This is a genomic window from Falsiroseomonas algicola, assembly GCF_011040385.1.
GTDB lineage: Bacteria > Pseudomonadota > Alphaproteobacteria > Acetobacterales > Acetobacteraceae > Falsiroseomonas > Falsiroseomonas algicola.
Map to the genome: position 1 here is coordinate 562586 of NZ_JAAIKB010000001.1, position 23704 is coordinate 586289.

The window sequence follows — 23704 nt, forward strand, 5'->3', positions numbered from 1 at the left end:
CCCGGGCGTTCATCCCGCCCGGGCCTTCTCTCGAAACCGTAATCGTTTCGTCACAACCCCGGATTGCCGTTTCTCGCGCCGGGGTTGTGGTGCGTCAGGTCGGCTGGACAGCGGCGCGGCGGCGGCGGCGCCACCACCAGCGCAGCAGGAAGAAGCCGAGGACGGAGAAGGCGATGCCGCCGATGGCCCAGAAGATGTTTTCCGGCCCGAAGAGCGCGCCCAGGAACCAGCCCGCGGCGACGAAGCTGGCGGCCCAGACGCCGGCGCCGATGAAGTTCAGGATGGCGAAGCGCCGGTAGGACAGCCCGGCCATGCCGCAGGCGGCGGCCGCCACGTTGCGGATGCCATAGAGGAAGCGGAAACTCAGGATGAATCCGGTGCCGTATTTGTGCAGCAGCACCGCCGCCCGCTCGAACGCCTTTCGCGCCTTGGGTCGCTTTTCCAGCAGCCGTGGGCCGAACTTCCAGCCGAGGTAGAACCAGCACTGGTCGCCGCAGAAGGATCCGAGCCAAGCGGCGATCATGAGCATCCAGGGGTCGATCAGGCCCGTTGCCGAACCGACGGCCGCCGCGGCGATGACGAAGGTTTCCCCCTCGAGGAACGCCCAGAGGAACACGCCGAGATAGGCAAGCGAGCCCCAATCCTCCCAGATCTCTGCCAAACCAGCTCTCCTGCTCGTGATGAGCATGCCTGATATGCAGGATGATGAAAAGGCATCCAAGAAGGATTAATGGCGCGTCACATTTAAGACAGATGAGGAACCGCGCTCAGAACTCGTAGCGCAGCCGCGCGGTGCCGCCGAGGCTGGTGACGTTGCCGCTGAACTCGCCCTCCAGCCGGCTGTGCAGGGTGAAGCGATCGGCCAGGGTCAGTTCCATGCCTGCCCCCAGCAGCGCGGCGTTGCGATCGGGCCTGGCACCGCGCGTGACGAAGCTGGTGCTGCGCTCCCCCGCGAAGTTGGAGAGCATGCCCGCCTCCCGGTCGAAGTAGTGCGCCCAGGCCAGCCGCCCGACGAGCCGCAGGTTCAGGCCGAGCGAGCGGCCGAGCATCCGGCTCTGGCCGAGTTCGTATTCGCCCCCGAGGCCGATCTCGGTCCGCGTCGTCGCCTGGCTGGCCGGCTGGACCGTCAGGCCCGCGGCAGGGGCGCTGCCGGCCACCGTTTCCGAATAGCCGTCGCTGCGGGTCCAGTGGCCTTGATAGGCAAAGGCGGGGATGGGGGTGAAGGCGCCGATCTTCGCCATCTCATAGGCCGCCTCGATCCGGGTGGACCAGGTCTGCGGCACCGTCTCCGCCCGCGCCGAGCTCGCGAGGTAGCTCATGCTCCGGCTGGTATCGGCCTCCATCCTGGTATGGCTGCCGGCGAAGCCCAGGAAGAGCGGTCCGAACCAGTGGGAGCCGAAGAGGCCGCCCTGGATCACCTCGCCGCTCGCGCGGCCGAGCCCGCCATCCAGCGTCGCCTCCCCCTGCCCGCCGGCGAAGGCGAAGCCCAGCGTGGTGCCGGCGCCGAGCCGCATGTCGGTGCCGACGGCGCTGCCGGCATTGCGCGTCTGGCGGGTGGTGGAGCCGACGCCCCCCTCCCCGGCATTCCGCGCATAGCCGCCGATGGCGGCGACCCAGACGGAATAGGGCTGGTCGGAGGACCATTGGCCCAGCCGCAGCCGCGCGCCATCCAGCATGGAGGCCAGGAACTGGCCCGCCGCCTGCTGGCTGATGGCGGTGGGGGCGGTGCCGACCTCTCCGGTCAGCTGCCGGGCGGCGGCGCGGCTTTCACCGGCGGGGGCGTTCAGCACGCCGAAGAAGGGGCTGGCATCGCCCGGCCGTGCATCCAGCGCGGCGACGACGTTGGTCACGTTCTCCGAGGTATCGGGCGCGAGGGAGGGCGTCAGCGCCTGGGATTGCAGCACCAGCGTCACGCCGCTGCCGGTCAGCGTCACCTCCGGGTTCACACCCGGGCCGAAGCTGCCCGCGGTGGTCACGGCATCGAAGGCGCCGGTGCGCCCGCCGGCGGCATTCACCAGCACGAAGGGCGTGTTGAAGGTGAAGCTGGTGCCGATCGGCACCAGCTGCAGCGTGCCCGCCAGCGCCGCGGTGCCGGAGACGTTGATGCGGTCTGCCGCCGCGCCCTGCACCTCCATCACGGTGACGGAGCCGGATTGCAGCACGAGGTTGCCGGCAACGTTCAGCGTGCCGATGGAATTGCCCGGCGCGATGCGGCCCGCGACGGTGGTCGGGCCCACCGTGCCGTTGCCGCCCAGCAGGCCGCCCGCCTCCACCGTGACCGGGGAGGCGATGCTGCCATTCACGACCAGCGTGCCGCTGCGCACCGTCGTCGCGCCGGTATAGGTGCTGGCGCCGGAAAGGGTCAGGCTTGCGCCATTGTCGATCAGCAGCCGCCCGCCCGTCCCGGGCTCCGCGCCGCCATCGGTGATGGCGCCGGCGAAGGTGCCGGCCCCGCCCGTGACGGTCAGCAGGTTGCCGCCGAGCCGCACCGTCCCGGCGCCGGACAGCCCGGCGATGCTGGTGCCTGGCAGGGTGGCGCCGGAGATGTCGAAGGTGCCGCCCGCGCCCACCGTCACCGCGCTGCCCGCCAGCGATCCGCCGAGGTCGAGCAGCAGCGATCCGCCCTCGATCACCGTCGGGCCGGTGAAGCTGTGCGCGGCCGTCAGCAGCAGCGCGCCGCCCCCCTGCTTCAGCAGCCCGCCAGCCCCGCTGATGGTGCCGCCATAGCTCACCGTGTCCGACCGGTTGAAGCCGAGCGTGGTGCCCGCCGCCAGCGCCACATTGCCCGCGATGCTGCCGGTGGTGCCGCCATTGCCGACCGTGAGCGACCCGCCCTGGAGCGTGATGGCGCCCGACAGGCTGCTGGTGCCGGTCAGCACCCGCGCCTCGCTGCCCGCGAAGGTCAGGCTGCCGGGGCCGGTGATGTCGACCGGCAGCGCGCCGCCGGCGACGTTCAGGATGGTCAGCGTGCCCGGCCCGAAGGTCTCGATGGTGCCGCCGGTGGCGGAGAGCGTGCCGAGGGTGAAGGCCGCCATCGGCGCCGCGGTGCCGCCCATGCGCAGGGCACTGCCCGCCACCAGGTTGACCCGCGCGCCGTCGCCGGTGGCGTTGTCGAAGACCTGCACGGCGCTGCCGCCGCCACCCAGCGTGATGGTCGCGGTGCCGAGCGACCCGTTCGACGCCACGCGCAGCAGCCCGCCCGCCGCCATGCCGATGGTGGCGTTGCCCAGCGTCGCGGTGCCGGCCGGGCCCGTGACGTTGACGTCGATCGACGTGGCGTTGGTCACCGTCGCGCTGCCCAGCGTCGACGCGCCCAGCAGCGCGATCGGCACCCCATCGATGCTGGCGGTCCCGGCGGTGGCGGTGCCCGAGAGTTGCAGCAGCGTCGGCCCCGCCGTGCCGCCGCTGACCAGGGCATTACCCAGGCTGGCACCGTTCTGCAGCAGCACGCGCACCGGGCCACTCGGGTTGACCGGACTCAGCAGCAGGCTGGGCGCGAAGTCGGAGGCATTGGCGATGCCGGCACCCGACAGGGTCAGCGCGACATCATTGCCGAAGCCGCCATTGAGCTGGATGGAATAGGCCGGGGCGCCGGCTTCGAAGGACAGGCTGCCGAAGCCGAGCGACCGGTCCATGGACAGGGCCGTCTCCGGCGCCGTGCCGAAGCTGGCGGTGCCGGTCGGCACCGAATCCGGCGTCCAGTTGGAGCCGGAGCCGAGGTCGTTGTTCAACCCGCCATTCCAGGTCCCGTCCTGGGCCATGGCTTCCGTCGAGACGATGGCCAGGCACCCCAGCAGGGGCGCGACGCCGCCAGCCATCCGACGCCCCGCCATGACCCGCTTCCCCCGAGATGCCCGCGTGAAGGTATATAAAGTATTGCAACCCGGGGTAGCTTAGGCACAGCAGGCGTCGAAGGTTAACCAGATTCGGCAGGCCGTCAGCAGGCTTCCGCGCGGAAGACACGGCTCGGCGTCACGAATTCCTCCTGCGCCGCTACCGTCAGGATCTCCCGCGACCCGGCCTCCGCCGTCCGCCGCAGCAGCCCGTAGATGGAGGACGCGGCGGCGGAAAGCGCGACCGAGGCCTGCCCCCAGCGCAGGCGGTGGAACAGGAACAGCGCCGCGATGGCATCGCCCGCGCCGTTGACGTTCACGGGCAGCAGCGGCGTGCGGACGCGCCAGAAATGGCCGCCATCCGCCGCCAGCAGGTCCATCGCGTCGGCGGGCGTATCCTCCACCCGCAGGCTGGTCACCAGCACGCAGCGAGGCCCCTTGGCCTGCAAGGCTGCCACGGCCCGCTTCGCGTCATCCAGCGTCGTCACCGGGGCGCCCGCCATCCATTCCAGCTCGAACTGGTTGGGGGTGATGATGTCGGCGGCGGGGATGGCGCGGTCGCGCATGAATTCGGGAATGCCGGGGCGGACGAAGATGCCCCGGCCGACATCGCCGATCACCGGGTCGCAGCAATACATCGCATCCGGATTCGCGGCCTTCACCCGGGCGGCGGCGTTCAGGATCGCCTCCCCGATCTCGGCCGCGCCCATGTAGCCGGACAGCACGGCGTCGCAGCGCGGCAGGGCGCCGCGTTCCGCGATGCCCTCCACCAGCTCCTGGATCAGCTCCGCCCCGAAGACGCTGCCGCGCCAGGCGCCATAGCCCGTGTGGTTGGAGAACTGGACCGTGTTCACCGCCCAGACCTCCGCCCCCAGCCTTTGCAGCGGGAAGACGGCGGAGGCATTGCCGACATGCCCATAGGCCACCCAGGACTGGATGGAGAGGATGTTGAGCGGCCGTCCGGAATCGGAGGGTGACGTGGCCTGGTTCATGCGCGTCGTCCTGCTTGCCCGCCCCGCTATGGCGCCGGCCGGCGGCGGGGATCAACCCCGGCGCGCGACCGCAGCGCAAGGTTGCGTCTGGGCGGCGCCTCGCCTATAGCGCGCCTTCCCTGTGCCTGCCGGTCACCGTCGGCGGGACCTTCTGTATGAGCGGCGGACCGATGAAGCCCGACATCCATCCCGAGTACCACACCATCAACGTCATCATGACGGATGGCACGACCTTCACCACCCGGTCCTGCTACGGGAAGGAAGGGGACACGATGCGCCTCGACATCGACCCGAAGTCCCACCCGGCCTGGACCGGCCAGCAGCGCGTGATGGACACGGGCGGCCAGATCGCCAAGTTCAACAAGAAGTTCGCCGGCATCGGCGTCCGCAAGGCCGGCTGAGCATCCTGCGGCGGGGCGACCCGCCACGGATCACGGGCAAGACGAAGCGCGCCGCCGGGCCACCGGGGCGCGCTTTTTCGCGTTTGCATCCCTCTTGAACGGCCCTCCGCCGTTGCTTAACTCCTGCGCTGCCGGCGGTGCCCGATCGGGGCCGACGGCGCGGACCAGGGGTCCAGGTCGCCCGATTTCGGGGACCGTCACAGCCCCTCGGATTCGCCGTGCAACGACCTTGCTCCCGCAGGAGGTCCGACAATGAACACGCTCGACTTCGCCCCGCTCTTCCGCTCCGCCATCGGCTTCGACCGCATGGCCCGTCTGGCGGAAACCGCCCGCGCCGCGGCGGAGGGGTCCAGCTACCCCCCCTACAACATCGAGAAGACCGGCGACGACAGCTACGTGCTGACCATGGCCGTGGCCGGCTTCGGGCCGGACGACATCGATGTCGTGGCGCATGAGAACACGCTGACCGTGTCCGGCAAGGCGCTCCAGGCGCCGCAGGACAATGGCCGCGTGCTGTATCGCGGCATCGCCGGCCGCGCCTTCGAACGCCGCTTCGTGCTGGCCGACCACATCGTCGTGGAAGGCGCCGACCTGCAGCACGGCCTGCTGCATGTCGCCCTGAAGCGCCAGGTGCCGGAAGCGCTGAAGCCGCGGAAGATCGCCATCCAGGCCGGCGCGCCCCGCGCCATCCAGAACGAGGGCCAGGCGGTCCAGCAGGCCGCCTGATGAACGGGCCGGCGGGGCAACCCGCCGGTCCTTTTCTATGGGGTCGGCCCCAGCTTGAAGAAGGCCGCCGCGGCCGCCTTCGTCGCCTCCCGCTTGCCGATCTCCCGCTCCGCGCGGGCCATCTCCTCCCGCAGCTCGGCGATGTAGGCGCGCAGTTCCTCGACACCCCAGCTGTCGATCACCGGCGGCCTGAACCTGTTCTGGGGCCGCGGCCCCTCCTCCTCCATCATTGGCACCCCTTCTTGCCTCGGGCTTTGACCGGACCCGCCCCCCTCTCTATATCCGATCTTGACGAGGCGCGGGCGCCCCGGCGCGCCGTTCCGCGTGCCTGCGCGGCGGCCCGACCACCAAAGGGTAGAACATGAAGACGCCCCTGATGCCGAAGGCCACCGCGGTGTGGCTGATCGAGAAGACGTCGCTCTCCTTCGAGCAGATCGCCGATTTCGTCGGCATGCATCCGCTCGAGGTCCAGGCCATCGCCGATGGCGAGGTTGCGCAGGGAATCGTCGGCTACGATCCCGTGGCGAATGACCAGCTGACGCGGGAGGAGATCGCCCGCTGCGAGGCCTCGCCGGGCGCGCGGCTGCAGCTGACGGAACGGTCGATGCCGCTGCCGAAGCAGCGCGGCAAGGGCGCGCGCTACATCCCCGTGGCCAAGCGCACCGAGCGCCCCGATGCCATCGCCTGGCTGCTGCGCAACTATCCGCAGCTGTCGGACCCGCAGATCGTCAAGCTCCTGGCCACGACCAAGGAGACGATCGCGAAGGTGCGGGACAAGACGCATCCCAACACGCCGAACATCAAGCCGCGGGATCCCGTGACGCTTGGCCTCTGCACCCAGACCGCGCTGAATGAGGCGGTGGGCATCGCCATGGAACGCCATGGCGGCGGGCCGATCCCCCCGCCCCTGCCGATGGACGACCAGGCGGCGTGAGGTGAAACCCCTCCCCCGCTCTGGCGGGGGAGGGCAACGCACCGATTAAGCCCGTCAGGCTCAGTGCAGGCGCGTTCGCAGCTTCTCCATCTCCTCCTTCAACCGAAGCTTCTCCCGCTTCAGCCGGACGAGCTCGAGGTCATTGGGCCTGGGGCGGCCTCCCTCCTCGGCGATCCGTGCTTCCAGCGTCGCGTGCCGCTCCTCGAGGGATCGGATGCGTGCTGCTTCAGCCATGCGCAAGGTTCCTTGTCCGTTGCCATGCGGGGCAAAGGCAGGACGATCCGCGCCACGGACGGCGCCACGATCCCATGCAACAGACCCAGGAACGCGGCACCAAGGCACCGGGGGCGCGCATCCGTCCCTTCTGCGCCCGCGCCTCTCATGTTATGCCGGCCCCTGGCAGGGTCCAGCACTATGTTTGCAACCCGCCGGGTCGTGAGCGACGATATTTCGAGGGGCGTTAACCCTTGATCAACCGTTGTTTCGGGGCCCGAGTCTCCCTCTCCCACCGACACAACCTTCCACCGATACGAAGGGGGCGCATGCAGGCCGACCGCGACAGCCTTCTCCGACGCCTGCATGAGCTGCGGAGCGAGCACCGGGACCTCGACACCGTCATCGCCCGGCTGAGCGAGGCCGGCACCGACGCCCTGCAGCTCCAGCGCCTCAAGAAGCGCAAGCTGAAGCTGAAGGACGAGATCGCCTGGCTCGAAGGCCGCCTCGTCCCCGACATCATCGCCTGAGGGCCTGCCATGACCGAAGCGAGTGCCGCCGGGGCCCTGCCCCGCGTCGGCGTCATCATGGGCTCGACCTCCGACTGGGAGACGATGCGCCACGCGGCGGAGGTGCTGGCCGCGCTCGACGTGCCGCATGAGACGCGGGTCGTCTCCGCCCATCGCACGCCGGACCGCATGGTCGCCTATGCCAAGGAAGCGGCGGGGCGCGGCATCAAGGTGATCATCGCCGGCGCCGGCGGCGCGGCCCATCTGCCGGGCATGGTCGCTGCCTTCACCACCCTGCCGGTGCTGGGCGTGCCGGTCGAAAGCCATGCGCTCAAGGGCATGGACAGCCTGATGTCCATCGTCCAGATGCCCGGCGGCATCCCGGTCGGCACGCTGGCCATCGGCAAGGCCGGCGCCCTGAATGCCGGCCTGCTGGCCGCCGCCATCCTCGGCATCGAGGACCCGGCGCTTGCCGCCCGCCTCGCCGCCTGGCGCGCCGCGCGGACCGAGGCTGTGCCGGACAGCCCGGCATGAGCGGGCCGCTTCCCCCCGGCTCCACCATCGGCATCCTGGGTGGCGGGCAGCTCGGCCGCATGTCGGCGCTGGCCGCCGCGGCGCTCGGCTACCGCGTGCATGTCTTCGCGCCGGAGGATGACAGCCCGGGGATGCAGGTGGCGGCCGCCCGCACCGTCGCGCCTTACGGCGACACCGCCGCGCTGGCCGCCTTCGCCGCCGCCGTCGATGTTGTGACCTTCGAGTTCGAGAACGTCCCCGCCGCGACGCTCGACGCCCTGGCGCCCCTCGTGCCCTGCCGCCCGGGGGTGGAGGCGCTGCGCATCGGCCAGGACCGCGTGGCGGAGAAGCGCTTCTTCGAGCGCGCCGGCATCCCGGTCGGCCCCTGGCGGGAGATCACCAGCCGCGAGGGCCTGCACGCCGCCATCGCCGAGCTCGGCCTGCCCGCGGTGCTGAAGACGACGCGGCTCGGCTATGACGGTCGCGGCCAGGCGGTGCTGCGCGCGCCCGGCGATGCCGATGCGGCCTTCGACCGCCTCGCGCCGCACCCCCTCATCCTCGAAGCCTTCATCCCCTTCGCGAAGGAGGTCTCCGCCATCGCGGCGCGCGGCGCCGATGGGAAGGTGGTGACCTTCGACGCGGTGGAGAACCGGCACGCCCACCACATCCTCGACCTGTCCTTCGCGCCCGCGCTGGTGCCGGACGCCGTGGCCGCCGCCGCCCGCGCCCATGTCGCCGCGGTGGCGACGGCGCTCGACCTGGTCGGCATCCTGGCGCTGGAGATGTTCCTCCAGTCGGATGGCACGCTGCTGGCGAATGAGATGGCGCCGCGGCCGCACAATTCCGGGCACTGGACGATGGATGCCTGCGCCCATGGGCAGTTCGAGCTGCATATGCGCGCCGTGGCCGGCCTTCCCCTGCCCGATCCGGGACGTCACCACGACGCGGTGATGAAGAACCTGGTCGGCCCCGAGTCGTTCGCCGCCTGGCCCGATCTGGCCGCGAGGCCGGATGTCGCGCTGCATCTCTATGGCAAGGCGGAGGCCCGTCCAGGCCGGAAGCTTGGCCATGCCAACCGGTTGCTGCCGCTCGGCACCCTCGCGGAGGCCCCGAATCCCGCCGATCTCTCGCCGCTGTGACCCAAGAGCCATGGGTTGCTGTGGCCCGCCAGCAACACATCGCTGATTGTGCTGCAACTGCGCTGACATCGCCGTTCGCGCAATGTTAGTTTGGTTCCCATGCAGCCGCCTTGGACGGGGGCATCGGCAGTCACACGTCGATGAGGTGGTCCGGACGGGTGCGACGCACCTGTTGATCAAGGAGATTGATCGAATGACGTTCCGGAAGGCCCTCCTGGCCGCCACCATGCTGGCGCTGCCGCTGGCCGCGCAGGCCCAGCCCGTGACGGGCTTCTACATCGGCGCCGGCGCGGGCGTGAACCTGCTCCAGGAATCCGACATCAGCCTGGCCGGCCCCGCAGTCGCTGGCCTGACCGGCCCGCAGCGCAGCGGCTCCGTCGAGTTCAATTACGGCTATGTCGGCGTCCTCAGCCTCGGCTACGGCTACGGCAACGGCCTGCGCGCGGAACTCGAAGGCAGCTTCCGCGAGAACGAGGTGGACGGCGCCAGCGGCTTCCAGGCGTTCTCGCGCCCGCTCCGCACCGATGGCAAGGTCCGCTCCTACGGCGTGATGGCCAACGCCTTCTATGACTTCGACCTGGGCGCCGGTTCCTTCTTCCACCCCTATATCGGCGCGGGCCTCGGCTACCAGATCCATGAATACTCGGGCGTGCGCGTCCGCGGTGGCACGGGCAGCCTCACCCTCGATGGCGACCAGGGCCGCTTCGCCTATCAGGCGATCGTCGGCGCCGCCTTCCCGATCAACCCGAACCTCTCCGTGACGGCGGAATATCGCTTCATGGGCTCGCAGCCGGTGGAGTTCGACATCCGCAACGGCAATGGCGCGCGCGGCACGGCCGAGGCTGACAATCTCAACCACAGCCTGCTGATCGGCCTGCGCTACGCCTTCGGCGCCGCCCCGGCCCCGGCCCCGGTCGTCGCCCCGACGCCGGCCGCCGCGCCGGCCCCGGCCCGCACCTTCCTGGTGTTCTTCGACTTCGACCGCGCCGACCTGACGGACCGCGCCCGCCAGATCATCGGCGAGGCCGCGACCAACAGCCGCACCGGCACGACGCGCATCGAGGTCTCCGGCCACGCCGACCGTTCCGGCACGCCGCAGTACAACCAGCGCCTGTCCGAGCGCCGCGCCCAGGCCGTGGCCGCGGAACTCGAGCGCCGTGGCGTGGCCCGCTCCGCCATGTCCATCCAGGCCTTCGGCGAGAGCCGCCCGCTCGTCCCCACGGCGGACGGCGTGCGCGAGCCGCAGAACCGCCGCGTCGAGATCGTCCTGCGCTGATCAGCGCCGGACCTTCTTCGGCCCGACACGGAAGGGGGGTGCCGCAGGGCGCCCCCCTTTTTCGTTGGGCGCGAGCCTGCCAAGACATCACCCGGAGGAACCCCCATGATCCTGATCGGCCGCAACCTCTCCCCCTTCGTCCGGCGCGTCGGCGCCAGCCTGGCGGTGCTCGGCATCCCCTATGAGCAGCGCCACTACGGCACGGTGGACCAGCGGGCGGAGATCCTCTCCCTCAACCCCCTCGGCCGCGTCCCCGCTCTGGTGATGGATGATGGGGAGGTGCTGGTGGACAGCGTCGCCATCCTGGACGCGATCGACGACCTGGTCGGCCCCGACCGCGCCCTGGTGCCGGCCACCGGCGCGCCCCGCCGCGCGGCGATGCGCGCCCTCGCCCTGGCGGTCGGCGCGACCGAGAAGCTCGTCGCCGCCTACCAGGAGACGAAGCGCCGTCCGGCCGAGCTGGTCTGGGCGGAGGCAGCCGGCAAGCTGCTGGACCAGGCCGCGGGCGGCTTCGCGGCGCTCGACATGATGGCCGGCGAGGCCTGGCTCTGCGGCGACCGCATGACGCAGGCGGACATCACCGTCACCTGCGCGCTCGATTTCGCCGACGCCGTGCTGCCGGACTTCGCCGCGGGTCGATTCCCGGCCCTCTCGGCGCTGCGGGACCGCGCAAACGCCATCCCCGCCATCGGGGATACGCGGTGGAAAGGGTAAGCCATTCTGCCATTGCCCAAACAGGGGGCAGCGCCCTTCTTCGAAGCGCACCCTCTGTGCAAGAACCGCGCATCTGCCGAAAAACGCCGCAAGACTGATGTTGCGGCGCAGCATATTCGCTCCTAATTAAGGCGCGGAGGTTACGTGCAAGACCGGCCCACCACCCCGGTGAAGGAAACCGCACGTGAGCACCTCCCCGCTCCTGAGCAGAAGGCTCGTCCTGGGCAGCGCCCTCGCCGCCCCCCTCATCCTGCGCACCGGCAGCGCCCGGGCGCAGGAACCCGTCGATGTCGAGCTCGTCCTCGCCGTCGATGTCAGCCGATCGGTCGATGAGATCGAGCAGGAACTCCAGTTCAACGGCTACGCCGCCGCCTTCCGCGACCCCAAGCTGCTGGAAGGCATCGCCGGCGGGCCGCTCGGCCAGATCGCCGTGACCATGTTCACCTGGTCCGACTGGCACATCCAGGAAATGATGGTCCCCTGGATGAAGATCGACGGCCCCGCCGCCGGCGAACGCTTCGCCGCCGCCGTGGACGCCGCGCCCCGCCGCACCTGGCTCTACACCTCCATCTCCGGCGCCATGGACTACGCGTCCAAGCTCTTTGGCCAGGGCTATGAGGGCACGCGCAAGGTCGTGGACATCTCCGGCGACGGCGTGAACAACTCCGGCCGGCCCGTGGCCGATGCCCGCGCCGAAGCGCTGGAGAAGGGCATCGTGCTGAACGGCCTCGCCGTGCTCGACCGCACGCCGACCCCCTGGGCCGCGGGGCTGCCGCCGCTCGATGACTACTACCGCACGGAAGTCATCGGCGGGCCGGGCGCCTTCCTCATGGTCGCGGAAGGGTTCGAGGCCTTCGAGACGGCGGTGAAGCGGAAGATCATCCGGGAGATTGCGAGCGTCCCGGCGCCGGGGCCGCTGGTGGAGCGAGTCTATGCGTGAAGAACGACGCACAAGTATCTGATCATAAAACAGATTAGGGGGAGCGCTGCTCCCCCTGAAACCCCCTCGCCAGGGTACGGCGGGATCCTGGACCGCGAGGAATTGTCCCTAGCGGCCGCGGCCGGTCTTGGCCTGCAGCTCGTCGATGCGCTTGGAGGCATCGGCCTTGCTCAGGCCGGAATCGAACTCCTCGCCCGCCTCCTCGCTCAGCGTCTTCAGGTAGGACGCCTGCGCGCCGGTCATCGCCTCGTCGCCCGTGGTCCAGTCCGCGGGGTCCTTGATGGTGTTGGACCCGGGGTCCGGATTGGTCTTGGGGTTGTCGTCCATCGGTTCGGGCTGCTTCGCCATGGGTGGTCCTCCGTCCTGTGTTGCCAGAACGTTCACGCCACCCGGCGGTTCCCGGCGCTACCGCTCCCAGGGCGGGACGGGTCCGAATTCGCGCGCCAGCAGCGCCACCAGCGCCCGCAGCCGCGCGGGCTGCGACCCGCCGGGGAAGACCAGCCAGATCCCCAGCGCCTCCGGCACCCCCAGGCTTTCCGGCAGCGCCACCAGTTCCCCACGGCGCAGATGCTCCCCCACATCCCAGGTGGAATGCAGCCCGATGCCGAGCCCGGCCAGGCAGGCCTCCCGCAGCGCCTCGTTGCTGTTGCTGACCATGCGGGCCGCCGGCCTCACCCGGTCCACCGGCCCGCCACCGGGCGGCACCAGCGCCCAGCCCTCCACGCCCTGCAGCAGCAGCGCATCATGGCGCGGCAGCGCGGCGCGGCTGTCCGGCACGCCCCGCCGCGCCAGGTAGGATGGCGCGGCGCAGAGCACGCGCCGGTTCGGCGCCAGCCGCCGCGCGGTCAGCGACTGGCCCTGCAGCGGCGCGATCCGCACCGCGGCATCCCGACCCGTCGCCACCAAATCCAGCACCGAATCCGTCAGCACCAGGTCCAGCGACAGCGCCGGATGCGCCGCCATCAGCCGCGCCAGCATGGGCGACAGCACCTTCCGCCCGAAGGTCGCCGGCGCCGTCAGCCGCAGCGTGCCCGCCACCGAAGCCCCCTCCCCGGCCAGCGCCGCCTCGGCTTCCGCCGCCGCGGCCAGCACGCGGTCGGCATGCGGCAGGAAGGCCTCGCCCTCCGCCGTCGGGCGCAGCCGCCGCGTGGTCCGCGCGAACAGGCGCTGGCCGATCCGCGCCTCCAGCACCCCCAGCCGCCGGCTGGCCGCGGCCGGCGTCAGCCCCAGCGCCCGCGCGGCCTCGGACAGGCTGCCCGTCCCGGCCACGCGCTGCACCAGGCGAAGGTCATCGAGGTCGAAGGGCGCATTCGTGATCATCGGTTGAAAGTGTTTGCCGCGGAGCCGCCATTTTCAACCGCCGCGCCACACCGCATCTAGCGGCGAACCCCAACGCCGGAGCACCCCATGAAGGCCATCGCCCTCACCGCCCCCCACACCCTCTCCGACATCACCCTGCCCGACCCGCCCGCGCCCACCTGCCGGGACCTTCTGGTCGAGATCCGCGCCGTCTCCGTGAACCCGGTGGACGCCAAGGTCCGCGGCCGCACGGCGCCCGACGCCATGCCCCGCATCCTCGGCTACGACGCCGCCGGCATCGTCCGCGCCGTGGGGCCGGATGCCACGCTCTTCCGCCCCGGCGACGCCGTCTTCTACGCCGGCGACATCACCCGCCCCGGCACCAATGCCGAACTCCACCTCGTGGATGAACGCATCGTCGGCCCCAAGCCCGGCAACCTCTCCTTCGCCGAGGCCGCCGCCATCCCGCTGACCGCCATCACGGCCTGGGAGGCACTGTTCGACCGCCTCCGCCTGCCCCGCAGCCGCACCCCGGCCGGGGAGGCCGTGCTGATCATCGGCGGCGCCGGCGGCGTCGGCTCCATCGCGGTCCAGCTGGCCCGGCAGCTCACCGGGTTCACCGTCATTGCCACCGCCAGCCGGCCGGAAACCCAGGACTGGGCGCGCCAGATGGGCGCGCACCATGTGGTGGACCACGCCGGCGACCTGGCGGCGCAGGTGGAGGCGATCGGCCTGCCCGTCCGCGCCATCTTCGCCACCACCCAGACCGAGGCGCATTGGGACGCCATGTGCCGCCTCATCGCGCCCCAAGGCGCCGTCTGCCTGATCGACGACCCGAAGTCGCCGCCGGACGTCCGGATGCTGAAGATGAAGTCGGCCTCGCTGCATTGGGAATTCATGTTCGCCCGGCCCATGCACAAGACGGCGGACATGGAGGAACAGCACCGGCTGCTGGCGGAAGTGAGCCGGATGCTGGAGGCCGGCGCGCTGCGGACGACCATCGCGGAAACGCCGAAGCCGCTGACGGCCGCGACGCTGTGGGAGGCGCACCAGGCGATCGAGACCGGGGCGACGCGGGGGAAGATCGTGCTGGAAATGCTGTAATAACAGATCACTACAGCCCGAAGCTTATACGGGGAGGGCGCTGCCCTCCCCGTACCCCTCCCGCCAGGGTCGAAGGCGACCCTGGACCGCCAGGGATTGGACGCCGCATTCCAGAACGTGTAGTCTAATTGGCATGGTCAGGACGGCGCGGTTCACCGAGGACGACTTCATCGAGGCGGCGATGAGCCTGGTCGCGGAAGGCGGGCCGACGGCCGCGACCATGCAGGCCATCGCGCGGCGCACCGGCGCGCCCACCGGATCCATCTACCACCGCTTCGACAGCCGCTCCGCCATCCTCGGCGCCGCCTGGAACAGCGCCTATGCCAGCTTCACCGGCGCGCTGGCACCCCTGCTCCACCAGCGCCAGGCGCGGGAGGCCGCGTTGGCCATCCTGCCCTGGGCCGAGGCCAACCCCCGCCGCGCCGCCTTCCTGCTGCTGCACGACCCGGTCTCGCTCTTCGAGGATTCGCCCCCGCCCCCCACCCAGCGCCAGGCGCTCGACCGACTCGAGACAGCCTTCGACGCCGCCTTCCGCGCCTGCATCGCGCCCGCGACCGATGACGAAACCCTCGCCCGCGCCCGCTTCCTCATCTTCGATGGCCCCATCGCCATCCTGCGCCCCTCCCTCTCCCGCGCCCTGCCGCCCCCGCCCCACGCCGCGCGCCTGATCGCAGACCTCCATGCCGGCATGCCGGTCGCCGCCTGAGGACCCCATGCCCGACATCGCCGAAGCCCGCCGCATCACCCGCCACAGGCCCGAGGATTTCGAGGCCATGCGAACCGCCGGTCGCCTGGTGGCGCAGGCGCTCGACATGATCACCGCCCATGTCCGACCAGGCGTCACCACCGCGGCGCTGGACCGGCTCTGCCACGATTTCGTCCGCGACTACGGCGCCATCCCGGCCTCGCTGGGCTACCAGGGCTACCAGCACGCCACCTGCATCTCCCCCAACCACGTCGTCTGCCACGGCATCCCCGGCGATCGCCGCCTGGCGGAGGGCGACATCGTCAACATCGACCTGGCCGTCATCGTGAATGGCTGGCATGGCGACAGCAGCCGCATGTATCCGGTGGGCCCGGTCGGCACCCTCGCCCAGCGGCTGATGGACGTGACGCATGAGGCGATGATCCGCGGAATCGCGGCCATCCGCCCCGGCGCCACGGTCGGCGATATCGGCCACGCCATGCAGCGCCATGTGGAGGCCGAGCGCTTCAGCGTGGTGCGGGAATTCTGCGGCCACGGCCTCGGCCGCACCTACCACGCCGCCCCGGATGTCCCGAACTACGGAAGGCCCGGCGAGGGCGCGGTGCTCCGCCCCGGCATGTTCCTCACCGTGGAGCCGATGGTGAATGCGGGCCGCCCCGCGGTGAAGGTGCTGGGCGATGGCTGGACCGCCGTGACGCGGGACCGCAGCCTCTCCGCCCAGTTCGAGCACAGCGTCGGCGTCACGGAGACCGGCGTCGAGATCTTCACCCTCTCCCCGGCCGGCTACACCAGGCCGCCCTACGGCTAGTAGAGGCTGGTCGAGAGCCGCACCGGCGCCTCGGCGTCATAGGCCTTGCCATCCACCGCGCCGCCCGTCGCGGATTGCAGCAGGTCCCCCGCCGTCGGCAGCGTCGCCGGCCGCTTCGCCTCCCCCCACAGCTTCGACCGCAGCAGGGCCCGGGCGCACTGGAAGAAGACTTCCTCGACGCGGATGCGCAGCACCGTCGCCGGTTCCTTGCCCTGATGCGCCAGCCGCGCCCGCAGCGCCGGATCCGTGCTGATCACCGCCTTGCCGCCGACGCGCAGCGTCTCCCCGGACCCCGGCACCAGGAACAGCAGCGCCACGTTGGGGTCGCTGACGATGTCGCGCAGCGCGTCGAGGCGGTTGTTGCCGCGGCGGTCGGGCAGGACGAGTTCGGTCGGCGACAGCACCTGCACGAAGCCCGGCCCGTCGCCCCGCGGCGTGCCATGGACGCGGCCATCGGCGTTGCGGGTGGAGAGGATGCAGAAGGGGCTGCCCGCGATGAAGGCGGCGCTCGGCGCATCCAGGTCGCGCCGGACCTTCACCACCGAATTGTGGTTCGGCGGGCCATAGAGCGCTTCCAGCGCCTCCAGGCTCGTGACGGCGTGCGGGTCGGTCAGGGGCGCTTCGGGCATGAGCGCCATCCTGCCCGCGCCGCGCCGCTCAGTCGAGATTGGCGACGTAGCGATGCTGCGCGGTGTCCAGCAGCGTCACGCGCCGCTCCACCGGGCGGTCCTGCAAATCGAAGGCGATGCGCGCCACCTCCAGCAGCGGTGCGCCTTCGCGCAGCCCCAGCAGCGCCGCGTCCTCGGCCGGCGCGGCGATCGCCGCCAGCCGCTCCTCCGCCCGCGCGATCGTCACGCCATGGTCGCGCTGGTAGAGGACGTAGAGCTCATCCGTCATCTCCCGCCCCACCGGCAGGGCGAAGCCCGGAAAGCGCGCCTCGGGCAGCCAGATGCGCTCCAGGATGCAGGCCGCGCCGCCGATCAGCCGCGCACGCTTCACGCGATGCAGAGCCGCGCCCGCTTCCAGCCCGAGCGGCGCCGCTTCCGCCGCGCTGGAAGCGAGCGTCGCGCAATCCAGCACATGGCTGGTCGGTGCGCGGCGCTGCCCGTCCAGCGCGGTGATCCGGAAGAAGTGGAACAGCGCGCGTTCGGAGGTATGCGCCGCGACGAAGGTGCCCCTGCCCTGCCGCCGCTCGATCAACCGCCGCCGCTCCAGCCCGCCCAGCGCCTTCCGCACCGTGCCGGGCGAGACGCCGAGTTCGGCGGCCAGGTCGGGCTCCGGCGGGATCATGCTGCCCGGCGCCCAGACCCCGTCGGCGATCCGCCGCGTCAGGATCGCTTCCGTCTGCGCGTAGAGCGGCCGGGGATCGGGGCGGAGCGCGTTCATCGCTTCAGCGTCGGCGCCGGCTGGCCCTCGATCACCACATTCACCACGGCCGGCTTGCCGGAGGCGATGGCCCGGTCGATGGCCGGTCCGATCTCCGCGGCGTCGGTCACCTGTTCCCCATGCCCGCCGAGCGCCACCGCCACCAGGTCGTAGCGCGTGCCCGGCGCCAGCTCGCAGCCATGGGCACGGTTGGCGCCGTAGTCGCGGATCTGGATCTGGTGTTCCGCATTCCATCGGCTGTCATTGCCGACCACGGCGACGAAGGGCAGGCCGTGCCGGGCGGCGGTGTCGATCTCCGCCATGTGGAAGCCGAAGGACCCGTCGCCCATCACCGCGATGACGGGGGCGTTGCGCGCGGCGCGGGCGCCGATCCCGAACGGGATGCCCACGCCGATGGCCCCGGCCACGCCGTTCACGGCGCGGGTCTCGGCCTTCACCATGGCCATGGCCCATTGCCCGATCTCACCGCCGTCGCAGATGAAGGTCGCGCCGTGCCGGGCCACGGCCGCGTTCACGGCGGCGCAGAGGGTGGCGGAGCGGATCGCCCCCGGCGCCTGCGGCGTGGCCCATTCCGCCGGGCGCCAGCCGATCGCCTCCCGCACCGTCGCCGCCCATTCCGCATGGCCGGGCGTCACGGCCGCCGTCAGCGCGGTGATCGCGCTGGTCGGGTCCGCGAGCGCCGCCAGCGTGATCCGATCCCCCAGCAGCCCCTGCGCCCGGGCGAGCAGCGCGCCCTCCGGCTCCAGCAGGATGAAGCGGCAATCCGCCGGCATCGGCTTGCCGAAGCCCAGCGTGAAGTCGAGCGCCTTGCCGATCAGCACCACCAGGTCGGCCTGGCCCAGCACCTCCCGCAGCAGCCCCAGCGTCGGGTCCGCCAGCCCGCGGGGTGACTGCATCGGCAGCACCGGCAGGCCGGACGCCGCTTCCAGCCCCCGTTGCAGCGCGAAGCCGGCGGGGGTGCAGAGCGCTGGCGGTGCCACCAGCACCGGGCGCTTCGCCGCCGCGATGGCCTGCGCCACCAGCCCCGCCGTGGTGGGCGAGAGCGGCATGGGGGCGAGCGCGGGCGTGGGCACGGGGGCGTCCTCCGCCTCCCCTTCCAGCACGTCAGTGGGCAGGGAGAGATGCACGGGCCCGGGCCGGCCGGACATCGCGATCGACACGGCCTTCGCCACATCCGCCGCCATGCCCGCCGGCGTCTGCGCCGCCCAGGCCGCCTTGGCCGCCGGCGCCGCCATCGCGACCTGGTCCAGTTCCTGGAAGGCGCCGAGGCCGATCTGGTTCAGCGGCGCATGGCCGGACAGCAGCAGCACCGGCACCTCCCCCTGCCAGGCCGTGCAGAGCGCGGCGGCCGCATTGGCATGGCCCTGCCCACCCGTGACCAGCGCGACGCCCACCTGGCCCGAGAGCCGCGCCCAGGCATCGGCCATGTGCACCGCGGCGGCCTCGTGGCGGGTGTGCACGATCTCGATCCCCGACCCCACCAGCGCGTCATAGACCGGCATGATGTGGTTGCCGGAGAGGGAGAAGATCCGCGTCACCCCCGCCGCCTGCAGGCCCTTCACCAGGATGTCGGCGCCGCGCTGTTTCATGGGGGTATCTGCTCCGGAACTGGGTCTTGTGTCTGATACAAGACCATGCAAGCCTCTGATAGCGCAAGGGGAGGATCGGCATGGGCGAGGCAACCGCCATGCTTCGCGTGAAGGTCTGGCGGGGTAACGCCGAGGGCGGCGCCATGGCCGACTACGCCGTGCCCGCCCGCGCCAACCAGACCGTGCTGGACGTGGTCACCCACATCCAGCGGGAGGTCGATCCCACCCTCGCCTACCGCTTCGCCTGCCGCGTCGGCATGTGCGGGTCCTGCGCCATGGTGGTGAATGGCCGCCCCCGCTGGACCTGCCGCACCCATGTCAGCCGCGTGGCGCAGGATGGCGCGCTGGAACTGCGGCCCCTGTCGAACCTGCCGGTCATCCGCGACCTGGCGACGGACATGGCGCCCTTCTTCGACAAATGGGCGAAGGCGCGCGGCACCTTCCAGCCGAAGGATGCCCCCGATGGCTCGGTGCCCGACGACTTCGCCGTGGTGCCCCCCGCGACGAAGCAGCGCCAGCAGGCGGACGCCGGCATCGAGTGCATCGGCTGCGGCGTCTGCTACAGCGGCTGCGACATCGTGGCCTGGAACCCGGACTATCTCGGCCCCGCCGCGCTGAACCGGGCCTGGACGCTCGTGAATGACGTCCGCGATGGCGCGCGCAAGGATCGCCTGGCCGCGGTGGCGGGCGATGCGGGCTGCCATGCCTGCCATTCGACGCAATCCTGCACCGCGCATTGCCCGAAGGGCATCGACCCCTCCGGCGCCATCGCGGGGCTGAAGCGCAGCCTGTTCTGGCCCGGCTTCAAAGGGGGGGTGCGATGAACGGCGTGCAGCTCTGGGCCGTGCAGCGCGCCACGGCCATGGTCCTGGCGCTGGCCGTGGTGGTCCACCTGGTCACCATCCTGGTCGCGGTTCGCGGCGGGCTCTCCGCCGCCGAGATCATCGGCCGCACCCGCGGCAATTGGGCCTGGCTCGGCTTCTACAGCGTCTTCGCCCTCGCCGCCGGGCTGCATGGCGCGATCGGGCTCCGCGCCATCGCCGCGGAATGGGCGGGCTGGCGCGGGCGGGGCTATGACCTGGCGTGGATCGGCATCGCGCTTCTCACCGCCGCCTTCGGCATCCGCGCCGCCTGGGGGCTTTACAGCGCATGAGCGACTGGCGCCGCCGTTCCCACCCCGCCTGGATCGCCTTCCTCGTCCACCGCCTCTCCGGCCTGGCGCTGGCGCTCTTCCTGCCCGTGCATTTCTGGGCGCTCGGCCAGGCCATCCAGGGCGAGGCCGCGCTGGAGGGTTTTCTCCGCTGGTCCGACAACCCGGTGCTGAAGGTCGCCGAGACGGTCCTGGTCATCCTGTTGGCCGCCCATCTGGCCGGAGGGCTGCGGGTGCTGGCGCTGGAGTTCCTGGGCTGGCGGGCGCAGCAGAAGACGATGGTCGCGGCCTCCGCCGGCGTGGCCTTCGCCGCCGGGCTGCTCTTCCTGCTGAACCTCGGCGCATGAACACCGCCATGCTGGTGATGGTCGCCGCCTGCTTCGTGGCGGCCTTCGCCTCCGGCATGGCAGGCTTCGCCTTCAACCTGATCGCGGCCGGCATCCTCTTCCACTGGCTGCCGCCGCAGCAGACGGCGCCGGTGCTGGTGCTCGGCTCCTTCCTGATCCAGCTCGGCACCATCCGCGCCGTGCTGCCGGCCATGCGCTGGGCAGTGCTGCGGCCCTATGTCATCGGCGGCGTGCTCGGCACGCCCTTCGGCGTGCTGGTGCTGAAGGTGACGAGCGCCGAGGCCATCACGGTGGGGATCGGCGCGCTGCTGGTCGTGTATGCCGGCTATACCCTGGCGCGCATCGCGCTGAAGCGCGCGCCGCATGCCTTCACCACCGGCCCCCTGCCCGATGCCGGCATCGGCTTCGCCGGCGGCGTGCTGGGCGGCATCGGCGGCTTCTCCGGCGCCCTGCCCGCCATGTGGGGCGACCTGAAGGGCCTGCGCAAGGACGAGGCGCGGGCCATCTTCCAGCCCTTCATCATCGCCATGCAGGCGCTGGCGGCCATCGGGCTTCTCGCCGGTGGCTTCTTCACCGCCGAAAGCGCCATGATGCTGCTGGCCTGCCTTCCCGCCTTGGCCGCCGGCGCCTGGCTCGGCGTCCGCGCCTATGGCCTGATCCCGGCCGAGGGTTTCCGCCTCGTGCTGCTGACGCTGCTGCTGCTCTCCGGCCTGTCGCTGGTGCTGTAAGGGAGGAAACGATGACGCTGATGACCAGGCAGGGCGTGGAGCCCTTGCGCATCGCGCCGGAGGCGATCGAGGAAGCGGCGAAGCTGCTCTACATCCGCGCGCTCAAGATTCTTCCCGACGACATCAAGGAAGGCTTCTCCCAGCTCGTCTCGACGGAGACGGACGAGACGGCCCAGTCCATCCTGGCCACGATGGTCGAGAATATCGGCGTGGCGGAGCGCACGGAGAACCTGCTCTGCCAGGACACCGGCATCCCGATCTTCAATGTCGAGATCGGCCGCAACGTCGAACTCGATGGCTGGGCCTTGAAGCAGGCGATCCGGCGGGGGACCGAGCGCGCGACGCGGGAGCACCCGCTGCGCAGCTCCGTCGTCCATCCCATCACGCGCCAGAACGAGCATACGAGCTGCGGCGCGCATGTGCCCGTCATCAACCTCGACTTCGTGGAGGAGGAGCGCGTGCTTCGGCTCGCCATGATCCCCAAGGGATCGGGCAGCGAGAACGGGTCCTTCCTGCAGATGCTGATCCCGGCCGATGGCCTGGCGGGCGTGAAGCGCTTCGTCATCGATGCCGCGATGAAGGCCGGCGGCAAGGTCTGCCCGCCGACCATCATGGGCATCGGCATCGGCGGCACCAGCGACCTCTGCATGCATCTCGCCAAGGTCGCGGCGACGCGCCCGCTCGGGTCGCGCTGCGCCGACGAACAGGGCGCGGCGCTGGAAGTGTCACTCGCCGATGCCGTCAACAGCCTTGGCATCGGCCCGCAGGGCCTCGGCGGCGACAGCACCGCCTTCGCCGTGCATGTCGAGGTCGCGGCGACGCACATCACGATGAACCCCGTCGCCGTCAACATCCAGTGCCACAGCGCGCGCCGCGCGAGCGCCACCTTCACGCCGGATGGCGTGAGCATCGGGTTCTGAGCCATGGCCCATCACACGCTGCACATGCCCTGCACCGAGGCCGACATCCGCAAGCTGCGCGTCGGCGACCACGTCACCCTGCAGGACACGCTGTTCGGCATCCGCGATGCCACGCAGATCCACATGTTCGATCATGGCCGCCGAACGCGCTTCGACCTCAACGGCCATGCCGTGATCCACACCGCCCCCAATGTCCGCAAGGTGGACAAGCGGGGCACGAATGACAGCGGCTACGAGGCCGTCTGCATCGGCACCACCACGTCGGACCGCATGGAGCGCTTCACGCGGCCGCTGATGGAGCGCGAGGGCGTGCGCATCATCATCGGCAAGGGGGGCCTGCGCGAGTCATCGCAGCAGGCCTTCGCGGAGTTGGGCGGCGTCTACCTCGCCATCATCGGCGGCACCGCGGCGCTGGAGACGACCTGGATCGAGGCGATCGAGGATGTGGACCTCGATGACCTCAACCCCGAGTCACTCTGGCGATTCCGCATCCGTGACTTCGGGCCCCTGCTGGTGGCGATGGACAGCCATGGCGGAAGCCTGTTCGCTGAGGTGCAGCGGAAGGTGCAGGACCGTCGCGCCGCCGCGCTTGCAAAACTGGGGGTAGCATGATCGCCATTGCCATCGTCGCCGTGGGTGTCCTGGTCGCCGTTCTCGTCGGCGCCTCCGACGGCCGCTCCCAGCCCCTGCCGCAGAACCCGCCGACGACGCAGGAGGCCCCCGTTCAGACTGATTGCGGATGCGGCGTGCCCTCCTCACCAAGGGGGCCACGATGACGAAGCGCGACCGCCTCCTACATCGAGAGCCCTTGCGGCTGCAACGACGGTTCGGGATCTGCCACCACAACGCCGCGGACGACCCTCATGTCAGTCCGCAGCACCGCGCGCGTCTCGCGATCGATCCAATAGGTCCAGATCGTGTGCGGCGACTGGTCCGGCAATTGCACCCTCGACCGTTCGACGACGACAGACGGACGCGGTTCACGCGAAAGCATCACGGTTTCCGCTTTGAGCACCCGCCAGCGCTCCCGCACGACCGCGAGTCGCGTACCGAAGCGCGGCGCGTCCGTGATGGTGAACTCGACGGTCTTCATGGGAGCCAGCGGCCACAAAGCGCGCAGTGCAGCGCGCATCGTCGCCTCGCCCTGCAAGGCCGGCGCGGCGTCCGGCGCGCCCAGCACGAGAAACAAGCGTTGCTCGGTCCGTGTCATGCCCCGGACCAGGCAGACCTCGGGGTCCGACGCCGGGCCTGCGTAGATCAGTGGACGGGCGTTCCAGTGCGTCACGGTTGTACCCGAAGGCGGGCAGGCGAAGGTCAGTGGCTCGAACGGGCTCGGGTCCTGGATGGCCTCGGTCATGCCCGCCGGCATGGGGTTGCAGGCCGCCAGGCCGACCGCGGCGATGGCCAGAGCGCAGTATCGTTGCAGCACAGCGAGACCCCCTGCTTCATTCGTCCCAACCGCATTCATGATACGGAT

The 23704-nt window shown here is 70.9% G+C and carries 29 protein-coding genes; 18 read left to right on the top strand and 11 right to left on the bottom strand.

The window, feature by feature from the left end; genetic code table 11:
• Positions 1-94: 94 nt before the first annotated feature.
• The 3 genes from G3576_RS02655 to pdxY form a co-directional block, all read right to left on the bottom strand.
• On the bottom strand, positions 95-661 hold the full coding sequence (locus G3576_RS02655; RefSeq protein ID WP_164692760.1) for a DedA family protein: 567 nt from the start codon (positions 659-661) through the stop codon (positions 95-97).
• Between the two features lie 106 nt (positions 662-767).
• A complete protein-coding gene (locus tag G3576_RS02660) occupies positions 768-3833 on the bottom strand; it encodes an autotransporter outer membrane beta-barrel domain-containing protein (RefSeq protein ID WP_164692761.1) in 3066 nt (1021 codons plus the stop codon).
• Between the two features lie 104 nt (positions 3834-3937).
• On the bottom strand, positions 3938-4825 hold the full coding sequence (gene pdxY / locus G3576_RS02665; protein ID WP_164692762.1) for a pyridoxal kinase PdxY: 888 nt from the start codon (positions 4823-4825) through the stop codon (positions 3938-3940).
• A 170-nt stretch (positions 4826-4995) separates the two neighbouring features.
• On the opposite strand from pdxY, the gene rpmE reads away from it, so the two are divergent.
• Together rpmE and G3576_RS02675 are read left to right on the top strand one after the other, a co-directional pair.
• A complete protein-coding gene (gene rpmE / locus G3576_RS02670; protein WP_164692763.1) occupies positions 4996-5226 on the top strand; it encodes a 50S ribosomal protein L31 in 231 nt (76 codons plus the stop codon).
• A 252-nt stretch (positions 5227-5478) separates the two neighbouring features.
• Positions 5479-5952 carry an Hsp20 family protein gene (locus G3576_RS02675; RefSeq protein ID WP_164692764.1) on the top strand — a complete coding sequence of 158 codons (474 nt, stop codon included), beginning with the start codon at positions 5479-5481 and terminating at the stop codon, positions 5950-5952.
• A 35-nt stretch (positions 5953-5987) separates the two neighbouring features.
• On the opposite strand, the gene G3576_RS02680 is transcribed toward G3576_RS02675, so the two are convergent.
• A complete protein-coding gene (locus G3576_RS02680; RefSeq protein ID WP_328728307.1) occupies positions 5988-6182 on the bottom strand; it encodes a DUF1192 family protein in 195 nt (64 codons plus the stop codon).
• A gap of 131 nt (positions 6183-6313) precedes the next feature.
• On the opposite strand from G3576_RS02680, the gene G3576_RS02685 reads away from it, so the two are divergent.
• Positions 6314-6886, top strand: a complete 573-nt coding sequence (locus G3576_RS02685) for a cell cycle transcriptional regulator TrcR (protein ID WP_164692766.1) — start codon at positions 6314-6316, stop codon at positions 6884-6886.
• 60 nt (positions 6887-6946) lie between these two features.
• Here the strand turns inward: G3576_RS02685 and G3576_RS02690 are convergent, their stop codons facing one another.
• On the bottom strand, positions 6947-7120 hold the full coding sequence (locus tag G3576_RS02690; protein ID WP_164692767.1) for a YdcH family protein: 174 nt from the start codon (positions 7118-7120) through the stop codon (positions 6947-6949).
• A gap of 308 nt (positions 7121-7428) precedes the next feature.
• Here G3576_RS02690 and G3576_RS02695 point away from each other — a divergent pair, with 308 nt between their 5' ends.
• From G3576_RS02695 to G3576_RS02720, 6 genes are all read left to right on the top strand, one after another.
• Complete coding sequence (locus G3576_RS02695) at positions 7429-7629, top strand: YdcH family protein (RefSeq protein ID WP_092962147.1); 201 nt, start codon at positions 7429-7431, stop codon at positions 7627-7629.
• 9 nt (positions 7630-7638) lie between these two features.
• Positions 7639-8142 (top strand): 5-(carboxyamino)imidazole ribonucleotide mutase, encoded by a 504-nt coding sequence (gene purE, locus G3576_RS02700; protein ID WP_164692768.1) that lies wholly within the window; start codon positions 7639-7641, stop codon positions 8140-8142.
• Positions 8139-9260, top strand: coding sequence for a 5-(carboxyamino)imidazole ribonucleotide synthase (locus tag G3576_RS02705; RefSeq protein WP_164692769.1), 1122 nt, complete (start codon positions 8139-8141; stop codon positions 9258-9260). The genes purE and G3576_RS02705 overlap by 4 nt, the downstream gene beginning before the upstream one ends.
• Before the next feature lie 193 nt (positions 9261-9453).
• The gene (locus G3576_RS02710; RefSeq protein ID WP_164692770.1) at positions 9454-10536 is read left to right on the top strand and encodes an OmpA family protein; all 1083 of its coding nucleotides are present in this window, start codon (positions 9454-9456) and stop codon (positions 10534-10536) included.
• Between the two features lie 105 nt (positions 10537-10641).
• Positions 10642-11250 carry a glutathione S-transferase family protein gene (locus G3576_RS02715; RefSeq protein ID WP_164692771.1) on the top strand — a complete coding sequence of 203 codons (609 nt, stop codon included), beginning with the start codon at positions 10642-10644 and terminating at the stop codon, positions 11248-11250.
• Between the two features lie 184 nt (positions 11251-11434).
• Positions 11435-12190, top strand: coding sequence for a DUF1194 domain-containing protein (locus G3576_RS02720; RefSeq protein ID WP_328728311.1), 756 nt, complete (start codon positions 11435-11437; stop codon positions 12188-12190).
• A gap of 108 nt (positions 12191-12298) precedes the next feature.
• On the opposite strand, the gene G3576_RS02725 is transcribed toward G3576_RS02720, so the two are convergent.
• Entirely contained in the window at positions 12299-12538 is a 240-nt protein-coding gene (locus G3576_RS02725; protein WP_203076904.1) for a DUF3072 domain-containing protein, read from the bottom strand.
• A 57-nt stretch (positions 12539-12595) separates the two neighbouring features.
• On the bottom strand, positions 12596-13510 hold the full coding sequence (locus tag G3576_RS02730; protein ID WP_164692772.1) for a LysR family transcriptional regulator: 915 nt from the start codon (positions 13508-13510) through the stop codon (positions 12596-12598).
• Positions 13511-13597: 87 nt separating this feature from the next.
• Between G3576_RS02730 and G3576_RS02735 the strand changes: the two genes are divergently transcribed.
• The 3 genes from G3576_RS02735 to map all read left to right on the top strand — a co-directional run bounded on the left by G3576_RS02735 (position 13598) and on the right by map (position 16107).
• Entirely contained in the window at positions 13598-14593 is a 996-nt protein-coding gene (locus tag G3576_RS02735) for a zinc-binding alcohol dehydrogenase family protein (protein ID WP_164692773.1), read from the top strand.
• Positions 14594-14726: 133 nt separating this feature from the next.
• Positions 14727-15299 (top strand): TetR/AcrR family transcriptional regulator, encoded by a 573-nt coding sequence (locus G3576_RS31200; protein WP_207622617.1) that lies wholly within the window; start codon positions 14727-14729, stop codon positions 15297-15299.
• A 7-nt stretch (positions 15300-15306) separates the two neighbouring features.
• The gene (map, locus tag G3576_RS02750) at positions 15307-16107 is read left to right on the top strand and encodes a type I methionyl aminopeptidase (protein ID WP_164692774.1); all 801 of its coding nucleotides are present in this window, start codon (positions 15307-15309) and stop codon (positions 16105-16107) included.
• Here the strand turns inward: map and G3576_RS02755 are convergent.
• The 3 genes from G3576_RS02755 to G3576_RS02765 are packed head-to-tail and all read right to left on the bottom strand — an operon-like array spanning position 16104 to position 19082.
• Entirely contained in the window at positions 16104-16736 is a 633-nt protein-coding gene (locus G3576_RS02755) for an MSMEG_1061 family FMN-dependent PPOX-type flavoprotein (protein ID WP_164692775.1), read from the bottom strand. The genes map and G3576_RS02755 overlap by 4 nt on opposite strands.
• 28 nt (positions 16737-16764) lie before the next feature.
• A complete protein-coding gene (locus G3576_RS02760; RefSeq protein WP_164692776.1) occupies positions 16765-17493 on the bottom strand; it encodes a GntR family transcriptional regulator in 729 nt (242 codons plus the stop codon).
• Positions 17490-19082 carry a thiamine pyrophosphate-binding protein gene (locus tag G3576_RS02765; RefSeq protein ID WP_164692777.1) on the bottom strand — a complete coding sequence of 531 codons (1593 nt, stop codon included), beginning with the start codon at positions 19080-19082 and terminating at the stop codon, positions 17490-17492. Before G3576_RS02765 ends, G3576_RS02760 begins: the two co-directional genes overlap by 4 nt.
• An 80-nt stretch (positions 19083-19162) precedes the next feature.
• On the opposite strand from G3576_RS02765, the gene G3576_RS02770 reads away from it, so the two are divergent.
• From G3576_RS02770 to G3576_RS02795, 6 genes are read left to right on the top strand one after another with little or no spacing between them, the layout of a single operon-like run.
• Positions 19163-19906 carry a succinate dehydrogenase/fumarate reductase iron-sulfur subunit gene (locus G3576_RS02770; protein ID WP_164692778.1) on the top strand — a complete coding sequence of 248 codons (744 nt, stop codon included), beginning with the start codon at positions 19163-19165 and terminating at the stop codon, positions 19904-19906.
• Positions 19903-20235, top strand: coding sequence for a succinate dehydrogenase (locus G3576_RS02775; RefSeq protein ID WP_164692779.1), 333 nt, complete (start codon positions 19903-19905; stop codon positions 20233-20235). The genes G3576_RS02770 and G3576_RS02775 overlap by 4 nt, the downstream gene beginning before the upstream one ends.
• Positions 20232-20579 carry a succinate dehydrogenase gene (locus G3576_RS02780; protein WP_164692780.1) on the top strand — a complete coding sequence of 116 codons (348 nt, stop codon included), beginning with the start codon at positions 20232-20234 and terminating at the stop codon, positions 20577-20579. Before G3576_RS02775 ends, G3576_RS02780 begins: the two co-directional genes overlap by 4 nt.
• On the top strand, positions 20576-21307 hold the full coding sequence (locus G3576_RS02785) for a sulfite exporter TauE/SafE family protein (protein ID WP_164692781.1): 732 nt from the start codon (positions 20576-20578) through the stop codon (positions 21305-21307). The genes G3576_RS02780 and G3576_RS02785 overlap by 4 nt, the downstream gene beginning before the upstream one ends.
• A gap of 20 nt (positions 21308-21327) precedes the next feature.
• Positions 21328-22227 carry a fumarate hydratase gene (locus tag G3576_RS02790; RefSeq protein ID WP_207622618.1) on the top strand — a complete coding sequence of 300 codons (900 nt, stop codon included), beginning with the start codon at positions 21328-21330 and terminating at the stop codon, positions 22225-22227.
• 3 nt (positions 22228-22230) lie between these two features.
• Positions 22231-22839 carry a fumarate hydratase C-terminal domain-containing protein gene (locus G3576_RS02795; RefSeq protein WP_164692782.1) on the top strand — a complete coding sequence of 203 codons (609 nt, stop codon included), beginning with the start codon at positions 22231-22233 and terminating at the stop codon, positions 22837-22839.
• 181 nt (positions 22840-23020) lie between these two features.
• On the opposite strand, the gene G3576_RS02800 is transcribed toward G3576_RS02795, so the two are convergent.
• Positions 23021-23656, bottom strand: a complete 636-nt coding sequence (locus G3576_RS02800; protein WP_164692783.1) for a hypothetical protein — start codon at positions 23654-23656, stop codon at positions 23021-23023.
• Positions 23657-23704 lie beyond the last annotated feature (48 nt).

Coding starts and splice junctions, on each gene's coding strand:
- G3576_RS02660 (WP_164692761.1), bottom strand. CDS start 3,833: ATGGCGGGGCGTCGGATGGCTGGCGGCGTCGCGCCCCTGCTGGGGTGC.
- pdxY (WP_164692762.1), bottom strand. CDS start 4,825: ATGAACCAGGCCACGTCACCCTCCGATTCCGGACGGCCGCTCAACATC.
- rpmE (WP_164692763.1), top strand. CDS start 4,996: ATGAAGCCCGACATCCATCCCGAGTACCACACCATCAACGTCATCATG.
- G3576_RS02675 (WP_164692764.1), top strand. CDS start 5,479: ATGAACACGCTCGACTTCGCCCCGCTCTTCCGCTCCGCCATCGGCTTC.
- G3576_RS02680 (WP_328728307.1), bottom strand. CDS start 6,182: ATGATGGAGGAGGAGGGGCCGCGGCCCCAGAACAGGTTCAGGCCGCCG.
- G3576_RS02685 (WP_164692766.1), top strand. CDS start 6,314: ATGAAGACGCCCCTGATGCCGAAGGCCACCGCGGTGTGGCTGATCGAG.
- G3576_RS02690 (WP_164692767.1), bottom strand. CDS start 7,120: ATGGCTGAAGCAGCACGCATCCGATCCCTCGAGGAGCGGCACGCGACG.
- G3576_RS02695 (WP_092962147.1), top strand. CDS start 7,429: ATGCAGGCCGACCGCGACAGCCTTCTCCGACGCCTGCATGAGCTGCGG.
- purE (WP_164692768.1), top strand. CDS start 7,639: ATGACCGAAGCGAGTGCCGCCGGGGCCCTGCCCCGCGTCGGCGTCATC.
- G3576_RS02705 (WP_164692769.1), top strand. CDS start 8,139: ATGAGCGGGCCGCTTCCCCCCGGCTCCACCATCGGCATCCTGGGTGGC.
- G3576_RS02710 (WP_164692770.1), top strand. CDS start 9,454: ATGACGTTCCGGAAGGCCCTCCTGGCCGCCACCATGCTGGCGCTGCCG.
- G3576_RS02715 (WP_164692771.1), top strand. CDS start 10,642: ATGATCCTGATCGGCCGCAACCTCTCCCCCTTCGTCCGGCGCGTCGGC.
- G3576_RS02725 (WP_203076904.1), bottom strand. CDS start 12,538: ATGGCGAAGCAGCCCGAACCGATGGACGACAACCCCAAGACCAATCCG.
- G3576_RS02730 (WP_164692772.1), bottom strand. CDS start 13,510: ATGATCACGAATGCGCCCTTCGACCTCGATGACCTTCGCCTGGTGCAG.
- G3576_RS02735 (WP_164692773.1), top strand. CDS start 13,598: ATGAAGGCCATCGCCCTCACCGCCCCCCACACCCTCTCCGACATCACC.
- G3576_RS31200 (WP_207622617.1), top strand. CDS start 14,727: ATGGTCAGGACGGCGCGGTTCACCGAGGACGACTTCATCGAGGCGGCG.
- map (WP_164692774.1), top strand. CDS start 15,307: ATGCCCGACATCGCCGAAGCCCGCCGCATCACCCGCCACAGGCCCGAG.
- G3576_RS02755 (WP_164692775.1), bottom strand. CDS start 16,736: ATGCCCGAAGCGCCCCTGACCGACCCGCACGCCGTCACGAGCCTGGAG.
- G3576_RS02760 (WP_164692776.1), bottom strand. CDS start 17,493: ATGAACGCGCTCCGCCCCGATCCCCGGCCGCTCTACGCGCAGACGGAA.
- G3576_RS02765 (WP_164692777.1), bottom strand. CDS start 19,082: ATGAAACAGCGCGGCGCCGACATCCTGGTGAAGGGCCTGCAGGCGGCG.
- G3576_RS02770 (WP_164692778.1), top strand. CDS start 19,163: ATGGGCGAGGCAACCGCCATGCTTCGCGTGAAGGTCTGGCGGGGTAAC.
- G3576_RS02775 (WP_164692779.1), top strand. CDS start 19,903: ATGAACGGCGTGCAGCTCTGGGCCGTGCAGCGCGCCACGGCCATGGTC.
- G3576_RS02780 (WP_164692780.1), top strand. CDS start 20,232: ATGAGCGACTGGCGCCGCCGTTCCCACCCCGCCTGGATCGCCTTCCTC.
- G3576_RS02785 (WP_164692781.1), top strand. CDS start 20,576: ATGAACACCGCCATGCTGGTGATGGTCGCCGCCTGCTTCGTGGCGGCC.
- G3576_RS02790 (WP_207622618.1), top strand. CDS start 21,328: ATGACCAGGCAGGGCGTGGAGCCCTTGCGCATCGCGCCGGAGGCGATC.
- G3576_RS02795 (WP_164692782.1), top strand. CDS start 22,231: ATGGCCCATCACACGCTGCACATGCCCTGCACCGAGGCCGACATCCGC.